Annotated in this window: 17 protein-coding genes; 16 read left to right on the forward strand and 1 reads right to left on the reverse strand. The window is 29.6% G+C overall.

What is annotated here, in order from left to right; genetic code table 11:
* Positions 1 to 55 precede the first annotated feature (55 nt).
* Together uvrA and ACI48Q_RS00695 are read left to right on the forward strand one after the other, a co-directional pair.
* Complete coding sequence (gene uvrA, locus ACI48Q_RS00690; protein WP_474917120.1) at positions 56 to 2,557, forward strand: excinuclease ABC subunit UvrA; 2,502 nt, start codon at positions 56 to 58, stop codon at positions 2,555 to 2,557.
* A gap of 31 nt (positions 2,558 to 2,588) precedes the next feature.
* Positions 2,589 to 3,002, forward strand: coding sequence for a MarR family winged helix-turn-helix transcriptional regulator (locus ACI48Q_RS00695; RefSeq protein WP_474917121.1), 414 nt, complete (start codon positions 2,589 to 2,591; stop codon positions 3,000 to 3,002).
* Positions 3,003 to 3,135: 133 nt separating this feature from the next.
* Here the strand turns inward: ACI48Q_RS00695 and ACI48Q_RS00700 are convergent, their stop codons facing one another.
* Positions 3,136 to 3,366, reverse strand: coding sequence for a helix-turn-helix domain-containing protein (locus ACI48Q_RS00700; protein WP_474917122.1), 231 nt, complete (start codon positions 3,364 to 3,366; stop codon positions 3,136 to 3,138).
* A gap of 156 nt (positions 3,367 to 3,522) precedes the next feature.
* On the opposite strand from ACI48Q_RS00700, the gene ACI48Q_RS00705 reads away from it, so the two are divergent.
* From ACI48Q_RS00705 to ACI48Q_RS00770, 14 genes are all read left to right on the forward strand, one after another.
* A complete protein-coding gene (locus ACI48Q_RS00705) occupies positions 3,523 to 3,696 on the forward strand; it encodes an aspartyl-phosphate phosphatase Spo0E family protein (RefSeq protein WP_474917123.1) in 174 nt (57 codons plus the stop codon).
* Positions 3,697 to 3,939: 243 nt separating this feature from the next.
* The gene (locus ACI48Q_RS00710) at positions 3,940 to 4,428 is read left to right on the forward strand and encodes a GNAT family N-acetyltransferase (protein WP_474917124.1); all 489 of its coding nucleotides are present in this window, start codon (positions 3,940 to 3,942) and stop codon (positions 4,426 to 4,428) included.
* Between the two features lie 225 nt (positions 4,429 to 4,653).
* The gene (locus tag ACI48Q_RS00715) at positions 4,654 to 4,974 is read left to right on the forward strand and encodes a PadR family transcriptional regulator (protein WP_474917125.1); all 321 of its coding nucleotides are present in this window, start codon (positions 4,654 to 4,656) and stop codon (positions 4,972 to 4,974) included.
* Complete coding sequence (locus ACI48Q_RS00720) at positions 4,967 to 5,566, forward strand: DUF1700 domain-containing protein (RefSeq protein WP_474917126.1); 600 nt, start codon at positions 4,967 to 4,969, stop codon at positions 5,564 to 5,566. Before ACI48Q_RS00715 ends, ACI48Q_RS00720 begins: the two co-directional genes overlap by 8 nt.
* Entirely contained in the window at positions 5,563 to 6,705 is a 1,143-nt protein-coding gene (locus ACI48Q_RS00725; RefSeq protein WP_474917127.1) for a DUF4097 family beta strand repeat-containing protein, read from the forward strand. Before ACI48Q_RS00720 ends, ACI48Q_RS00725 begins: the two co-directional genes overlap by 4 nt.
* Positions 6,706 to 7,281: 576 nt before the next feature.
* The gene (locus ACI48Q_RS00730; RefSeq protein WP_474917128.1) at positions 7,282 to 7,935 is read left to right on the forward strand and encodes a transglycosylase domain-containing protein; all 654 of its coding nucleotides are present in this window, start codon (positions 7,282 to 7,284) and stop codon (positions 7,933 to 7,935) included.
* 431 nt (positions 7,936 to 8,366) lie between these two features.
* Positions 8,367 to 9,182, forward strand: a complete 816-nt coding sequence (locus ACI48Q_RS00735; RefSeq protein ID WP_474917129.1) for an ABC transporter substrate-binding protein — start codon at positions 8,367 to 8,369, stop codon at positions 9,180 to 9,182.
* 22 nt (positions 9,183 to 9,204) lie between these two features.
* Positions 9,205 to 9,897 carry an amino acid ABC transporter permease gene (locus ACI48Q_RS00740; RefSeq protein WP_474917130.1) on the forward strand — a complete coding sequence of 231 codons (693 nt, stop codon included), beginning with the start codon at positions 9,205 to 9,207 and terminating at the stop codon, positions 9,895 to 9,897.
* Positions 9,884 to 10,606, forward strand: coding sequence for an amino acid ABC transporter ATP-binding protein (locus tag ACI48Q_RS00745; RefSeq protein ID WP_474917131.1), 723 nt, complete (start codon positions 9,884 to 9,886; stop codon positions 10,604 to 10,606). Before ACI48Q_RS00740 ends, ACI48Q_RS00745 begins: the two co-directional genes overlap by 14 nt.
* A 153-nt stretch (positions 10,607 to 10,759) precedes the next feature.
* Positions 10,760 to 12,139 (forward strand): bifunctional metallophosphatase/5'-nucleotidase, encoded by a 1,380-nt coding sequence (locus ACI48Q_RS00750; RefSeq protein ID WP_474917132.1) that lies wholly within the window; start codon positions 10,760 to 10,762, stop codon positions 12,137 to 12,139.
* Positions 12,140 to 12,187: 48 nt separating this feature from the next.
* Positions 12,188 to 12,742, forward strand: coding sequence for a sugar O-acetyltransferase (locus ACI48Q_RS00755; protein WP_474917133.1), 555 nt, complete (start codon positions 12,188 to 12,190; stop codon positions 12,740 to 12,742).
* Between the two features lie 297 nt (positions 12,743 to 13,039).
* Positions 13,040 to 13,711 (forward strand): M15 family metallopeptidase, encoded by a 672-nt coding sequence (locus ACI48Q_RS00760; protein WP_474917134.1) that lies wholly within the window; start codon positions 13,040 to 13,042, stop codon positions 13,709 to 13,711.
* Positions 13,712 to 13,794: 83 nt separating this feature from the next.
* Positions 13,795 to 14,502 (forward strand): response regulator transcription factor, encoded by a 708-nt coding sequence (locus ACI48Q_RS00765; protein WP_474917135.1) that lies wholly within the window; start codon positions 13,795 to 13,797, stop codon positions 14,500 to 14,502.
* Positions 14,477 to 16,726 (forward strand): sensor histidine kinase, encoded by a 2,250-nt coding sequence (locus ACI48Q_RS00770; protein ID WP_474917136.1) that lies wholly within the window; start codon positions 14,477 to 14,479, stop codon positions 16,724 to 16,726. Before ACI48Q_RS00765 ends, ACI48Q_RS00770 begins: the two co-directional genes overlap by 26 nt.
* Positions 16,727 to 16,835 lie beyond the last annotated feature (109 nt).

The following is a 16,835-nucleotide window of genomic DNA, read 5'->3' on the forward strand; positions in this document are numbered from 1 at the left end:
ACTCATTCTATACAGAGGATATATTTAAAAATAATTATTGTAGAAGGTGAAAGGTATGGTAAAAAGTAATAAATGGATTATGATAAAAGGAGCTAGAGAGAATAATCTAAAAAATATAGATGTTAAATTTCCTAGGAATAAAGTCACTGTAGTAACGGGAGTTTCTGGTTCCGGAAAATCTTCATTAATGTTTAACATATTTTGTGAAGAAGGAGAAAGAAAATTTATAAGTGCTACTGGAAAAGCTCCAGATAAGGTCAGACGTCCTGATTATGATAATATCTATGGATTAGCACCAATTATAAGTGTTAGCCAGAATAACTATAACAATAATCCTAGATCTACCGTAGGAACATACAGTGAGATATATACTTACTTACGTCTACTATATACAGCTATTGGTGAAATGAAATGCCCTAACTGCCATAAAAATATTGAATTAGCTAAAATGCGCACTCTACCTGTCTCCATAAGTGATGATGATATTTATAATGATCAGATGTATTTATGTCCAGAATGTAGATATCCAATAGAAAATATTACAATGGCTCATTTTTCTTTTAATACTACTGCTGGAGCCTGTGAAAGATGTATGGGTTTAGGTGAAGTTGTTGATCCAATTTATGATAAAGTAGTTGATCATAACCTTTCAATAAAGGAAGGTGGAATTAAAGTTTGGAAAAAAGGTTTTGTTTGGCATTTTGGACCATTACTGGTTAGAGCCGCAAAATATTATAATCTTCCATTGGAAACGGAAGATCTTGATAGACCAATTGGTGAGTTAGATGAAATGGTGAAACATCTTATTTTATTTGGTACAGATGACCCTAAAATTCGAGAATTATGTCCAGGTAAACCTGCCCCTACTAATATGAAAGATGGAAGATATGAAGGGGCTATTAACAGCTTAATGAGAAGGTATGAAGAAGAAGCACAGGAAGATGGAACAACAGAGGATATTTCAATATTTTTCAAATCAATAACTTGTCCAGAATGTAAAGGAACTAGGTTAAAAAAATCTAATTTAGAAGTAATGGTAAACAATACTCCTATACATTATGTTTTTAATAAATCCATTGAAGAACTTGTAAAATGGATAAATAGCTTAAAAGCATCTATTCCTAATGAATATTTAGAAATTGCAAAAATAATCTTATCTGATTTAGAAGAAAGATGTGAAAGTTTATGTAATGTGGGACTAGGTTATTTATCCTTAGATCGTGGATTTTCTAGCTTATCAGGAGGAGAAGCCCAAAGAATGAGACTAGCTTCTTTATTGAATGCTGATTTATCAGGAATGATCTGCGTTTTAGATGAGCCAACTTCTGGATTACATCCTAAAGATACTGATAAGTTAGTTAATTCAATAAAACAATTATGTGAGTTAGGAAATACGGTTATTGTAATTGAACATGATTTAGATGTAATAAAGGAAGCGGACTATATTGTAGATATTGGTCCTGAAGCTGGAAGTGATGGAGGTTATTTAGTATTTGAAGGTACTACTTATGATTTCTTAAAATGTGAAGAGTCTATAACTGCTAAATGGTTAAAGAATGATAAAAAAGAGTTAAAAACACAGTGTAGAGAAGGAGATAAACAATTAATCATTAAAAATGCTACTGCAAATAACCTAAAAAATATTAGTGCTGTTATTCCACTAAATACAATTACTGTTATAGCAGGGGTATCTGGTTCTGGTAAATCTACCTTAATTTTTAATGAGTTACTAAATTCTTTAAATACAGATTTGAAATGTGAAAGTGAAAAACTAGAAGGTACAGAGTATATAAATAGACTTGTAGTTGTAGATCAAAAAGCTATGGGCAAGGTTTCACGTTCTAACGCAGCTACTTATACAAAGGTCTTTGATGATATAAGAGATTTTTTTAAAGAAGAAGCAAAAAAACAGGGAAAAAATATTAGAGCATCAGACTTTTCATTTAATGTGACAGGTGGTAGATGTAGCACTTGTAAAGGTAAGGGAAAAATAAAAATTCAAATGCATTTTATGCCAACTCAATTCATTACCTGTTCTTCTTGTAAAGGTAAAAGATATAATGAAACGATTTTAGGAGTAAAATACAAAGGGTATAATATTGCTGACGTTTTAGAGATGACTGTTAAGGAAGCAAGGAATCTTTTTTATGATATTCCCAAGATAAAAGTAAAACTTGATTGCTTATATAATATTGGATTAGGATATCTAAAGCTTGGACAGCCAGCGGATACTCTGTCAGGTGGAGAAGGTCAAAGAATAAAACTTGCTTCTGAGTTAAATTTAAGTAAAAATAAAAATACATTATATATTCTTGACGAACCTTCAAGAGGATTACATGAAGATGATACAAGAAAATTAATGAATATATTAAATCAGTTAGTTGAAAAAGGTAATAGTGTTATTATGATTGAGCATAATTTAAGTATTATTAGAGAAGCTGACTGGATTATTGAACTTGGACCAGAAGGTGGATATAAAGGTGGGTTTTTAATTTCAACAGGAACACCCCAATCCATAAGAAAAAATTCGAAATCTATTTTAAGAGAATATTTATGAATATTGAACAGCTACGAAAGGAATAATAGATATGACGATTAAAGAAGAGTTTAAAAAAGAATATATTGAGTTTCAGTGCAAGATTGTTTCCCATCACAATAATTTTAATGTAGAGGGAATTTCTTCAGCCCAATATAATATTATTGATTGTTTAGAAAAAGAGGGTCCTAAAACTACCCGTGATTTAGCAGAAATTCTAAATATTACAGTGTCTGCAGTTTCAAAATTAAACAAAAAGTTATTAGAAAAAAATATGATTATCCAAACTCGTAATGAAAATGATCGACGATATTTTTACAATTCCATAACGGATGAGGGACGTTGGTTTTTAAAAAGAGCAGAGAATTCACGCAATGAAATTGTAAAGGGAATTGAAAATAGTTTAACCGATGAAGAACTAAAGCAATTTATACATATATGTAAAAAAATAAATAAATCCTTATAAAAGGGTTATGAATCATTAACATTAAGATATTAGAGAGAAAACTACAGCATAAGATTAGTTTTCTCTCTTTATTTTTAGTATGAAATAGAATAAATATCTAAGTAATATAGATATGAGAACTAAATTTTTAAAATTATCTATCGTTCATCAACTTTTCAACTTCTGATGTGAAATCACTTAACTTTATATCTAAATTCTTACAAATTCTAAAAATAATATTTAGAGTAGGCTTTCTTTTTTCTCTTTCGAGTAAACTTATATAGGTTCTATCAATTTCACATTTATGAGCTAGCTCTTCCTGGGACAATCCGTATTTTAGCCTATTGGTTTTTAATGCTATTGCAATTGCCTCTTCTAATGTCATAAAATTCACCTCTTAGGAATAATTTTCAAAGAAATACTATAAGTAGTCTACTGACTATAGTCTACAAAATGGTATTTTATGCTATGATAGTAGGTGTTGAAAAATTAATGTGATAGTAAATGCAAACAGTTAGGGGAATGGAAGTGAAATGATTATATGATTGAAGAAAGAATGGATAAGCTAAGAGAAAAGCTACATTTATTAATTGAAAGAAAAGCAGATTATGAAGAAATACTGAAGGCAAGTCAGGAATTAGATGAATATATTTCAGAATTTACGGCTAAAAGCATAAGTAGTACAATCACTTCACCTACTTTAACAAAAAAGTAAGTGATAGTAAATAAATTATTTTAATTAATATTAGCTCTAACTTATATGACATCATATAATTGGTTTTATCATAAAACTAATAAAATGATTAAATAATGCCCACAGAATCTATGATTATTCTATGGGCATTATATGATGAAGAGTGTTTTTGAATTTAGATTTTGCGTTATGAATTTTTAAAAGTAACTAAGTAATGTATAATTATTTTAACTTTTATATAAAATTATGATTGGAGGAAATAAGTTGATCAACATTATTAAAGCAGTGAGTTCAGATGTAAACTTTATTGCTGAGGTATGTAGAGATGCGGAAAGGTTGTACTCAAAGATAATACCAAAGTCATTTAATAAACAAGCTGATAGATATAAAAGAAATGGACTGCCACAGGAATATGATATCTATATTATTAGGTATGGAGAAAATAATGTTGGATTCTTAGGGATGGCAGAGTTGAATACGGATACTATTTATTTAGTTGCATTATATTTCTTAACTAAATTTCAGCGAAGAGGTTTAGGAACTATAGTAATGGATAAATTAAGAGAAGATGAGTTTAAAGGGAAACATGTTATTCTTCAAGTGCATAAAGAAGCTATATGGGCCTATGGTTTTTATATTAAAAATGGATTTAAGGTAGTATCAGAGGATTTTAACACAATTAGAAATTATGAAGATGGAATGAGGAAATTTACAATCTCTTCTACAATTTTGATGAGTAACAGTTTTAGATAAAAATGGTAATAAATATTTATAAATATTTTAGGAAAAGACAATTAATGTTTAATTATTAATTGTCTTTTTCTATGTGTTTTCATGTTTAAGTTCATTAAATTTTATTGACATATAATATTATACGGCATATAGTATTATTGAAAGAATATTATACGCTGTATAATATATAAAACTAAATAGTACATGTAAACTATAGTTTATATAGACATCATTGGAGGTGGGAATATGGCGTTTCAATTAGGAGCAACGTTACTTGATGCGTGCGTTTTAGCAGTTCTTACAAGAGGAGATACCTATGGATATGTATTAACTCAACAGGTAAGAGAGATTATGAATATATCTGAATCAACTCTTTATCCAGTACTTAGAAGGCTACAAAAGGATGGATATTTAAAAACTTATGATCAACCCTTTCAGGGAAGAAACAGAAGATACTATGAAATAACAGCATTAGGAAAAGATAAATTTAAAGAATACCTTGAGGAATGGGAAGATTATAAGGGAAGAATCGATAAGGTTTTGTTAGGGGGAATGGGAGATGTATAGAGAGGAATACATGAAGGAACTTAGAAGAAGGTTAAATAGATTACCTGATGAGGAATTATATAATGTGTTAGGATATTACACAGAATATTTTGATGAGGCTGGAACTGATAGGGAAGAAGATGTTATCAAGGAGTTAGGATTACCAGCAAATGTAGCATCACAAATCTTAGCCGACTATGCAATTAAGGATATGGGAATTACTTCTGGAACACCTAAAAAAGGAATTTCAAAGGCTTGGTTTATGATTTTAGCAATTTTTGCAGCGCCAATTGCATTACCACTTGCTATAGCAACATTGGCACTGATATTTGCAATGATCATAACGGTCGTAGCGTTAATATTTACATTTGCTATGGTTACACTTTCACTAATAATTGCTGGATTTGCTACTGGCTTTGCTGGGATATCAGTAATGTTTCAACATACCCCTACAGCCATAATGTTTATAGGAATAGGGATTATAGCTATAGGGTTAGGAATTATATTTGCAATGTTAGTTAGAGCACTAACTACTAAAGGATTTAAAGGCGTAGTTAATGTTGCTAATAATTTATTAAATAGACTGAAAAGTAAGAGGGAGGGGAAGAAATGAGTACAAAGAAAATAACAATAGTTGCATTAGGATTGATTATTTTTGGAACAATTCTCGCTCTAATAGGATTTTCAATGGGAGGAAAGTTTGGAATAGTAAGAGGCGGAAATGGATATCGTATTCAGGATAAAGATGATAAAGTAGTAAAGCAAGAGAACCTAGATAAATTTGATAGTATAGATATAAAGGTAGATTTAGATAATATTGAGATAATTAAAGGTGATAGATATGCTATAGAGTTAGAATATTATAAAGATAGTGATGATATTATATATAAGGTTGAAAATGGAAAGTTAATAGTAAAAGAACCAAGTCGTAACTCCATGATAAATTTTAGATTTAATCTTGGGTTTGTATATACACCAAGTTTTATGAAGGTTTATGTTCCACAGGATGTAAATTTAAATAATTTAGATGTCCACTCAAGCAATTCAGATATAAAAATCAAAGATATAAAAAGTGACACTATATCAGTAAAATGTGATTATGGTGATACGATTTTTGAAGATATGATAGCAAGTGTATTTAATGTGGAAGTTGGAAATGGTAAACTTGCTATGAAAAATATAAAAGCGAAAGAGATAATTACTGAAAACAAATATGGGGAATTGAAAGTTGAAGGCTTAGAGTCAGATATATTTAAAAATATTGTAGTAAATGGAAGTGCAGCTTTTAATAATATAGAAGTAAGTAGTAGCTTTCAAATAGAGAATAAATATGGAGATGTAAATATAAAGAATAGTTCCATTAATAATTTAGAGGCTAAATTAAAAAATGGAGATTTAGATGTAGAAAATACAGAATCAGATAAAGTAGTATTTACTAATAATTATGGTAGCATTAATACTGTAGATTTTAAGAGCAAAGCTCTAGATATACAATGTAATAATTCGGATGTTACTCTAGAGGGGGCATTACTAGGCAATACCACAATAAAATCTCAATATGGAAGTGTAACAGTCAAAACTAATATTGAGGAATTGCTATATAACTATAATGTATCCTGTGAGTATGGAGATGTAATAATAAATGATAGTAAATTTGAAGATAATTTTCAAAAGAATAATAATGGCTTAAATAATATAGATATTAGTTGCAAAAATGGTGACGCTAAGATTGCGTTTAAAGGTTCTAAATAGGTAATCAGTCTACAATCTGCACTCTTTAAATGAGTGTAGGTTGTAGATTTTTATTTGAATAGAGTCTTAGTAAATCAAATTTTCGAAATGAGTTATGAGTAATAATATGTAGCTTATTATAATCACTATATTAAAACGCAGTCTTGTAATCTATGAATTAAGAAATTCTTAAGAATTTTATAAGTCATTACTTAATATTTGTCCTTTATTATAAGAGTATAGAATCTGATATTTCAAATTTGCCGTCAAAAATAAATTTAGATTATTTTAAAATATTTGAAGCTATGAAAATGTTAAATTGCTTTATAATACGCTGTTTCACTTAGTTTTCATAACTTATTTAAAACGATTTTATTTGTATGACGAAAATGAAAGATTAATGTAATAAAGTTGAATATGTTATTTTAACTTTAAATAATATAATGAACTCATAAGATAACAAAAGGAGCTGATTTTAATGAAAAAATTATTTGATGTTGTTAAGGTAATAGTTCTAGTTATATTTGTAGGATATAATGAAGAGAATTTTGCAGTAAATAAATAGTTATTAAATTATTATATTAAAAGGGTGATAGTATGAAAAAATTTATAATTAAATGGATGAAAATTTTCACTATAGCTATCATAGCTTTTGCATCAGTTGTTTTTGGACTAGCATATTATGAATATAATGGACAAGTAAAAAATATAGCAATAGAAGATAAAGTAGAAAAAGTTAGAAGTAATAAGGACTTTGTAGAATTAGATAATGTAAGCAAGGATTTTTTATCAGCTATTGTAGCTGTAGAAGACCATAGATTTTATAACCATGGAGCTATTGATTTTATATCCATAGGAAGAGCTACATTAAGTAATATATTAGCAGGAGAAGTTGTTCAAGGAGGAAGCACCATTACCCAACAACTAGCAAAGAACTTATATTTAAATAATGATAGAACTATAGATAGAAAGATAAAGGAAATGTTTATTTCCTATGATTTGGAAAGAAAGTATTCTAAAGAAGAGATTTTAGAATTATATATAAATGTAATATACTATGGTGATGGAAATACGGGCATAAATCACGCAAGTATAGGATATTTTGAAAAGGATCCTTCGCAATTGACTTTTGATGAGGCTACCATGTTAGCTGGATTCCCCCAGGCACCAAGTATATATGGAGCAAGTAAAAATTATGAACTAGCAAAAGAACGACAGCAACAGGTTATTTTGGCATTACAGAAGTATTGAATAAGATAAATAAGGCACTGCTTTGAAGCAGTGCCTTATTTAAATGGCTTTGTTCTAATATAGTGTTGATAACGAACTATATATTATTACTCACAAACCGTTTCGCAATAATATATAGTTCTAAAATCAACAATTATTTAAAACAAAGCCATTTATATAAATTATAACTATTAATTAAGTATTATTGAATTATGCATATATATATGTATATTATGCATATATATAAATAAAAAGCAAATGTGGTATTCGTCGATAAACGTATATTATATTTGAGGTATTCAATGTAAAAAACTAGAATTGAAGAGGTTTACATAATGAAACTAAGGTAAATATAAAAATATTTATACATAACTATTGCATAAATATGAGAATATAGTGTATAATCATACCTATGTTAAATGTATAAATATAAATATTAGGGGGACTAGTTTATGAAAGCAGGAGTTTTAAAAAAAATATTAGGAATTGTATTAGTGGGAGCATTGTCTTTATCTCTTGTAGCATGTGGAGATAAAAAAGAGGACAAGCAGCTATCAGGGATAGAGAAGATAAAAGAAAGTGGGAAATTAGTAGTTGCAACAAGTGCGGATTATCCACCATACGAATTTCATAAAATGATAGATGGAAAAGATCAAATAATAGGTTTTGATATTGATATAGCAAGAGAAATTGCTAAGGATATGGGAGTAGAACTTGAAATAACGGATATGGATTTTGATGGCTTGTTAATAGCACTTCAAGCTGGAAAAGCAGATATGGTGTTTGCAGGAATGACACCTACTCCAAAGAGACAAGAGAATGCAGCTTTCTCGAAGATTTATTATGCAGCTGAGCACGGTATATTGGTAAATGCAGAAGATAAAGATAAAATTAATTCTATAGAAGATTTAAAAGGTAAGAAACTTGGGGTTCAAAAAGGATCTATTCAAGAAGAAATAGCTAAGAAGCAAATTCAAGGGGCTGAAATTAAAGCACTAGGAAAAGTAACTGACTTAGTTTTAGATTTAAAGAGCGGAAAAGTTGATGCGCTTTTAATTGAGAAACCAGTAGCTGAATTTAATATTAAACAAAATAGCGGGATAGCTCTTACAACAGTAGTTATAAAAGATGAAGAAGGTGGTGCTGCTATTGCCATGAAAAAAGGGGAAGCTGATTTAGTTAAAGAGGTTGATAAGACTATAGATAGATTAATAAGTGAAGGCAAGATAGATGAATTTGTTGTAGAAGCAAATAAACACCTAGAGTAGAGAGAATAAGGAGGAGGACAACTTGGAATTAACTTTTAAATTTTTACCTGAGTACGTAAGTTATTTTATTAATGGTGCAAAAATAACAATATTATTAGCGTTCTTTACAGTACTATTTGGAACCCTACTAGGCATGATGATATGCCTTATGAAGACTGCTAAGTTTAAAGTTTTCGAATCAACAATGATAAGTAAATTGTTAAATATTATTGCCTCAATATATGTAGAATTTGTAAGAGGCACACCTGTTTTAGTTCAAATTTGGATAATATATATTGCATTGCCACAAGTTTTAGGTTTTGATTTATCAGGAATAGGTACAGGTATTGTGGCATTATCTCTTAATTCAGCAGCTTATGTTGCAGAAATAATTAGAGCTGGTATAGATTCTGTAGATAAAGGACAAGCTGAAGCTGCGAGAAGTTTAGGAATGAAACGAGCTTTAGTTATGGTACATATTATAATACCTCAGGCTGTTAAAAATATATTACCTGCCTTAGGAAATGAATTTATCACTATAATAAAAGAATCATCCATTGTGTCAGTAATTGGAGTTGCAGAGCTTATGTATAATACTGGAACAGTTAGAGGTACAACCGCATTAGGATTAGAGCCACTATTAGTAGCAGCAGTAATATACTTTATACTAACATTCACACTAACAAGAATTCTTGGTGTTGTAGAAAGAAGGTTGAAAGCTAGTGATTTACGTTAATAATTTGCATAAGTATTTTGGAGACAATCAGGTATTAAAAGGAGTTAATGAACATATAAAAAAGGGTCAGGTTGTAGTTGTAATTGGTCCCTCAGGCTCGGGTAAAAGTACATTCTTAAGATGTCTAAATAGGTTAGAGGAACCCACAGAAGGAGAAATAATTTTTGAGGGCACTAATATTATGGAAAAAGGAGTAAACATCAATAAGATTAGAGAAAACATGGGAATGGTGTTTCAGCAATTTAATCTTTTTCCTCATAAAACAGTGCTTGATAATATAACTTTAGCTCCTGTGAAGGTAAAAAGTAAATCAAAACAGAGTGCTATTAATAAGGCAATGGAATTACTTGAAAAAGTTGGTCTTCATGAAAAGGCTAATGAATATCCTGCATCATTATCTGGTGGACAAAAACAAAGGGTAGCTATAGCTAGAGCGTTAGCCATGGAACCAGATGTAATGTTATTTGATGAACCCACATCAGCATTAGATCCTGAGATGGTAGGTGAGGTTTTAAATGTAATGAAAAATCTTGCTAATGATGGTATGACCATGGTGGTTGTTACTCATGAAATGGGATTTGCAAAAGAAGTGGGAGATAGAATTCTATTTATGGATGGAGGAAATATTGTGGAGGAGGGAACTCCAGAAGAAATTTTCAACAATCCAAAGAATCCGAGAACTATAGATTTTCTTTCGAAGGTATTATAATTTGAGCTCCATACCAGTACTTAATGGTATGGAGTTTTTTTCAGAATAGATATTAAGTTTACAAGAGGAAAGTGGTAAAATATATTATAAATGTTAATGTAGATTTCAGTGCCTAGAATATTTCATAATACTATAAGTTTGAGGTGATAAATAATGAAAATAAGAATATTACATACTAATGATATACATAGTAGGTTCGAAAATTTCTCTAAAATTGTAAGTAAAATAAAAGAGCTTAGAAATGAAAATACCATTATTTTGGATGGTGGAGACTTTAATGATTTTATGAGGCTGGAGCTTCAAGGTACTAAGGGGGAAGCTGGATGTAGACTTCTAGATCTTGCTAACTATGACGGAATTGTAGTAGGAAATAATGAAGGTTTCCAAGGAGAAGAAATTCTTGAAGTTATGGCGAAGACAAATCTAGTTCCATTTCTTTCTACTAATCTATATAAAAATAATACTAATGAAATTGAAGGATTAAAAAGAAGCATTATATTGGAAAGAGGGGGACTTAGATTCCTTATAGTTGGAGCTACACCACCTTTAAATGAGTTTTTTTCATTGCACAATATGTATGCGTCAAATCCTATAGAAGAAATTAGAAGGGAGATTAAGAATAATAATGGAAAGTATGATATATGTATATTACTAAGTCATTTGGGAATAAAAGAAGATAGAGTTATTGCAGAAACTATAGAAGATATTCATATAATAATAGGTGGACATAGTCATACTCTTATGGAAAAAGTAGAGTTAATAAATAATACTCTAATACATCAATCGGGAAATTATGGGAATCACTTAGGAATTCTTGATATTGATATTGAGAATAAGGCAATAAAGGATTTTCAGGGAGAGAATATAGATATTACAAATATAATAGAAGATGAAGAAATAATAAATCAACTTAAGATAGAGAAGGATATAGCTCTACAAAACTTAAGCAAGCCTCTCTATGAAGTAGATGTTGATATTTGGCATGATGTAATTGAAGAAAATCCTATAACTAATCTTTTAGCAGATGGTTTGAGAGATGCAATTTCTTGCGACTTAAGTATAATTAATAGCGGAATTGTAAATGGAGGAGTGAGAAAGGGAGAAGTCTCTGATAAAAAATTATTAGAAATAAGCCCATCTCCTTTAAATCCTACATATATGGAGATCAGTGGAAAGGATATAAAGGAAGCCCTAAGGATATCTCTTCAGTCAGAAATCTGTCTACAGGATGGAAGAGGTCCAGGGTTTAGAGGTAGATACCTTGGAAGACTTCATGTGTCAGGGGCAATTATAGAACATGATGGAAGAGATATCTTAAGAGTGGCACTTGAAACTGGAGAATTAGAAGATGAGAAAATATATAGGGTTTCAACCTCAGATTATCTACAGAGAGGTACTGGATATCCTAGCTTAGCCAATAATAAAAATGAAAAATATAATCAAGAATATACAAGAGATACTTTAAGAGAATATTTAAATAAAGGTGAATTTGTAAAAAACTGCTTTACAAATAGATGGATAAGGATAAAATAAAATTAATCTTGTAGTAATTATGTGCATTTATTGATAAGGGAGGTAGGTATGGTGAGAAGTGAAAAAGAAAAGATGTTAGCAGGAGAATACTATAATGCAGGTGATAATGTACTAGTGGAAGAACGAGAGAAGGCAAGAGAGTTAACTTATGAATTTAACCACTCACGGCCTAGTGAAATAGAGAAAAGAAAGAAAATTTTAAAACAGCTAATTGTTTCAAAAGGGTCTTTTTATATTGAACCACCCTTTAATTGTGATTATGGATACAATATTGAGGTTGGTGATAACTTTTATGCTAATTTTGGCTGTATTATACTTGATGTTAATAAGGTTCAAATTGGAGATAATGTATTATTAGCACCAAATGTTCAGATATATACAGCGGCACACCCCATAGACCCTGAGGAGAGGGTAACTGGTAAAGAATTTGGACAGCCAATTATCATAGGAAATAATGTTTGGATTGGCGGAGGAACAATTATATGTCCAGGAGTGCGTATAGGAGATAACACAACCATTGGAGCAGGGAGCGTTGTCACTAAAGATATACCTAAAAATGTAATTGCAGCAGGTAATCCTTGTAAAATAATTAGAGAGATTTAATGAATTAAAATATAAAACATATGAAAGTAAAAGTTATGAAAATAGTATGGCAGATAGATAATTACAACCACTATTTAGTATGTATTAAAAATTTTATATAATATCTCTAGATAATAAAAAAAGGGCTTTTACAAGTTCTTTTTTTATTGCTTATTTTGAAATACTGTATATTTTAAAATATTGTAGTTATTGTAAGAAATTCTTAAGAATTTTATTACTTATTATTTAAGATTTTATATTTATCATAGTAATATAAGAGCTTTGAGAATTTTATATATTATGAATAAGGTGGTAATAATGGTGAGGAAGAAGAGGATTAATAAATTCAGATTATTTATTTTTATAATAGTATTAGTTGTGTTTAACATCACATTGATCAGTAAGGTAAGTGAGTATATGTATAAAGATGTTAATGCTAGTACTAATGTACTTATGTTGGTAAATAAAGAAAATAGTGTAAAAAAGGATTATGAACCCCAAGATTTGGTAAAAATAAGTGTGAGGACTACTCCTAATATTACAGAGGAGGAGACTTACATGGCAAAGACAGCAGCTGATGCCTTAAAGAGGATGTTTGCTGAAGCTGAGAATGAAGGCGTACATTTATATGCACTTTCAGGATATAGATCTTATAATACACAAAAGGGGATATATGATAGAAACATTGAAGAAAAGGGCTTTGATCATACCAGTAAGTATGTAGCTCAGCCAGGTCAAAGTGAGCATCAAACAGGACTTGCAATGGATATAACTAATGAAACCTATTCCTTAGATTCTAATGAAACTGCTGAAGGGGCATGGTTAGAAAAGAATTCTTATAAATTTGGATTTATATTAAGATATGATGATGGAAAAGAGGGCATTACCGGATATAATTATGAACCTTGGCATTTTAGGTATGTGGGCAAGAAAGAAGCAAAAAAAATCTTTGAGAGCGATATAACTTTAGAAGAATATTTGGAGAAATAATAGGATTAAAAGATAATAGGAGTTTTAAAATATAGAAAGTAAGATATAGGATGATATAATGGTTTTATGAGGAGTGATGTAAAATGAAATACAATGTATTAGTTGTAGATGATGATAAAGAAATAGTAGATGCCATTGAGATATATCTTATGAATGAAGGATTAAATATATATAAGTCTTACGATGGATTAGAGGCACTAGAGCTCTTAGTAGAAAAAGATATACACTTAATTTTGATGGATATAATGATGCCTAAGATGGATGGAATAAGAGCAACCCTTAAAATAAGAGAAGAAAAAAATATACCTATAATACTGATTTCTGCAAAATCAGAGGATACAGATAAAATTCTAGGACTTAATATGGGAGCAGATGATTACATTACTAAACCTTTTAACCCACTTGAGCTTATAGCTAGAGTTAAATCTCAATTAAGAAGATATATAACTTTAGGAAATTTGAATAATATAAGTAATAATGACAGTGATGAAGTATTAAGGAGTGGGGGATTAGAAATGAACATAAATACTAAAGAAGTATTTATGGATGGAGAAAGTGTAAGGGTTACACCTATAGAGTTTAAAATATTAGAGTTACTTTTAAAAAATCAAGGAAGGGTATTTTCTATGGAAGAAATATATGAAAGAGTATGGAATGAACCGAGTTATAATGTAGATAACACAGTAGCAGTCCATATTAGAAGAATTAGAGAAAAAATAGAAATAAACCCGAAGGATCCCAAATATTTAAAGGTGGTGTGGGGAATTGGATATAAAATCGAAAAATATTAACGAAGAAGTAATTGATGATATAGAAATGAAAAAAGACTATACCAGGATAACTATTGCAAAAATAATAGCCATAATAATTGCAGCTATGTTATTTTCTGTAATTTTTATATCTATTGATGACATTAAGAGTAATAAAATAAACTTTGATAAAAATGGAGTATATTCATCACAATATGTAGGAAGTGACCTTCACAAATTCACAGAGAGAGTAGGATATTTAACAGAATTCTATAAAAATGAGGACTATATAAAAGATAAAAAGAATTTAGCTCAATGGGAGATAAAGCAAAAAAAGGATAGTTTTGAAGAGCAGCTAAATGAAGAATATTCCTCAGAGTCAAATAAAATATCAGCGAATTTCATTGGTACGGAACAGCAACTAGCTGCAGAACAAAGTAAAATTCGTCAAGAATTAGAAAAAAAATATGAGAGATCTGATGAAGAAGTAGCTTCCCTAATTATAGAAGAGAAATTATCTACTTTTAAGAGAGAAGTCACTGCATTAAGTTCTTATCCAAATTTGAAATATATATCTTATGATAAAAAGAATAATATATGGCTTAGTAATTTTAAAACTGGAAATGAGGCCATAGAGGAACTAAAAAATTCAAGTAGATTCTTTGGAGAGTATTCAATTATTGGAGGAGGTACCAATAAAAAATTATTTATAGATGGCGAATATATAAATAGAAATAAAAATGGAAGTATATTTGATTATGTTGCTCCTAATTTTGGATATGGTGAATTAAGTGAATTAGTCATATATATAGGGATTCCAAAAGAATTAAGCGCTGGAGATGAGGTTTATAGCTCTTTTCAAAATTTTAATGAAGCTACGGCAATAGTAAATGGTGAAGTGAAAATTTTTATAGGTTCACTTATAGGGCTAATTATTATGGTATTTATATTAAGGAATTTGAATAAGAAAGTGTGCTATATGAGCAGCTTGTTATTACGATTAAAACATACAAAGATAGAGATTAAAGCCCTTATGTTAATGTCTTCTTGGATAATATATAATGTGTTTTATCATTACAACTATTATGAGGAATATACATTCAATATTAATATTAATAATATAGTTTTATTATCTTTATTAGCCATAGTATGGTATTCAGTTTTTAAAGCATTACTAATGAATTATAAAGATAATACTGTTCTTAAAGATAGTTATACCTTGAAACTTTGGGAATATGTAAAGATAGTTATGGAGAAGGGCTCCTTTGGGAAAACTATATTTATAATCATGGCACTATATGTGATGATTTGCGTTGGAGCGACCTTTGTACTTGCAGGGATATTTGGCAATGGATTTGGAATTGCACTTGCATTTATGTTTGATGTGGTAGCCACTTTAGCAGTTATATATATCTTATTTAAAGAGTTTGCTTATTTAAATAAGATTATTTATGCAGCTAGGATGCTTTCAGAGGGAAAGCTTAATGACAATATAGAAGAACAAGGGCATGGAGCGTTAAAGGGACTTGCGCATAGTATAAATAATTTAAAACAAGGACTAAGAAAATCTATTGAAAATGAAACTAAGAGTGAGAGACTGAAGACGGAACTTATTTCAAATGTATCTCATGACTTAAAAACTCCACTTACTTCAATTATTAACTATGTAGATATATTAAAAAAGCAAAATATAGAGCCAGAGGAAGCTAGAGCATATTTAGAGGTATTAGATAAAAAATCTCAAAGATTAAAGCTATTAATTGAAGATTTATTTGAAGCCTCAAAGGCAGCAAGTGGAGCTATGGAACTTACTTTAACTAAAGTGGAGGTAAATGCTCTATTAAATCAAACGCTAGGTGAAGCAGAAGGTAGAATTAAAGAATCAGCTTTAGATTTTAAGGTTAATATGCCAAGTGAAAAGATATATATTGAAGCTGATGGGAGAAAAATCTGGAGAGTGTTTGAAAATTTAATATCGAATATAATTAAATACTCTTTCCCTAACACTAGAGTATATATAGATGTAAATACCCAAGGAGAAAATGTATATATAACAATGAAAAATATTTCAGCCTATGAATTAAATTTCGATGTAGAGGAAATAACAGAGAGATTTAAAAGAGGGGATGAATCTAGGCATACAGATGGCTCAGGATTAGGGCTTGCTATCTCAAAAAGTATTGTAGAGCTCCATGGTGGAAAATTCAGTATAGAAATAGATGGAGATTTATTTAAGGTAATAGTAGGATTAAGAATATCAAAATAACTAAATTCACTATATAGCAAGTTAGAAAAATAAAATTTAAAAATATAAATAAGATGATATCAAAATAATAGTTCTAGATATTTTAGAACTATTATTTTTTTGACTTTGC

Source organism: Clostridium sp. LXY-7 (assembly GCF_056172015.1).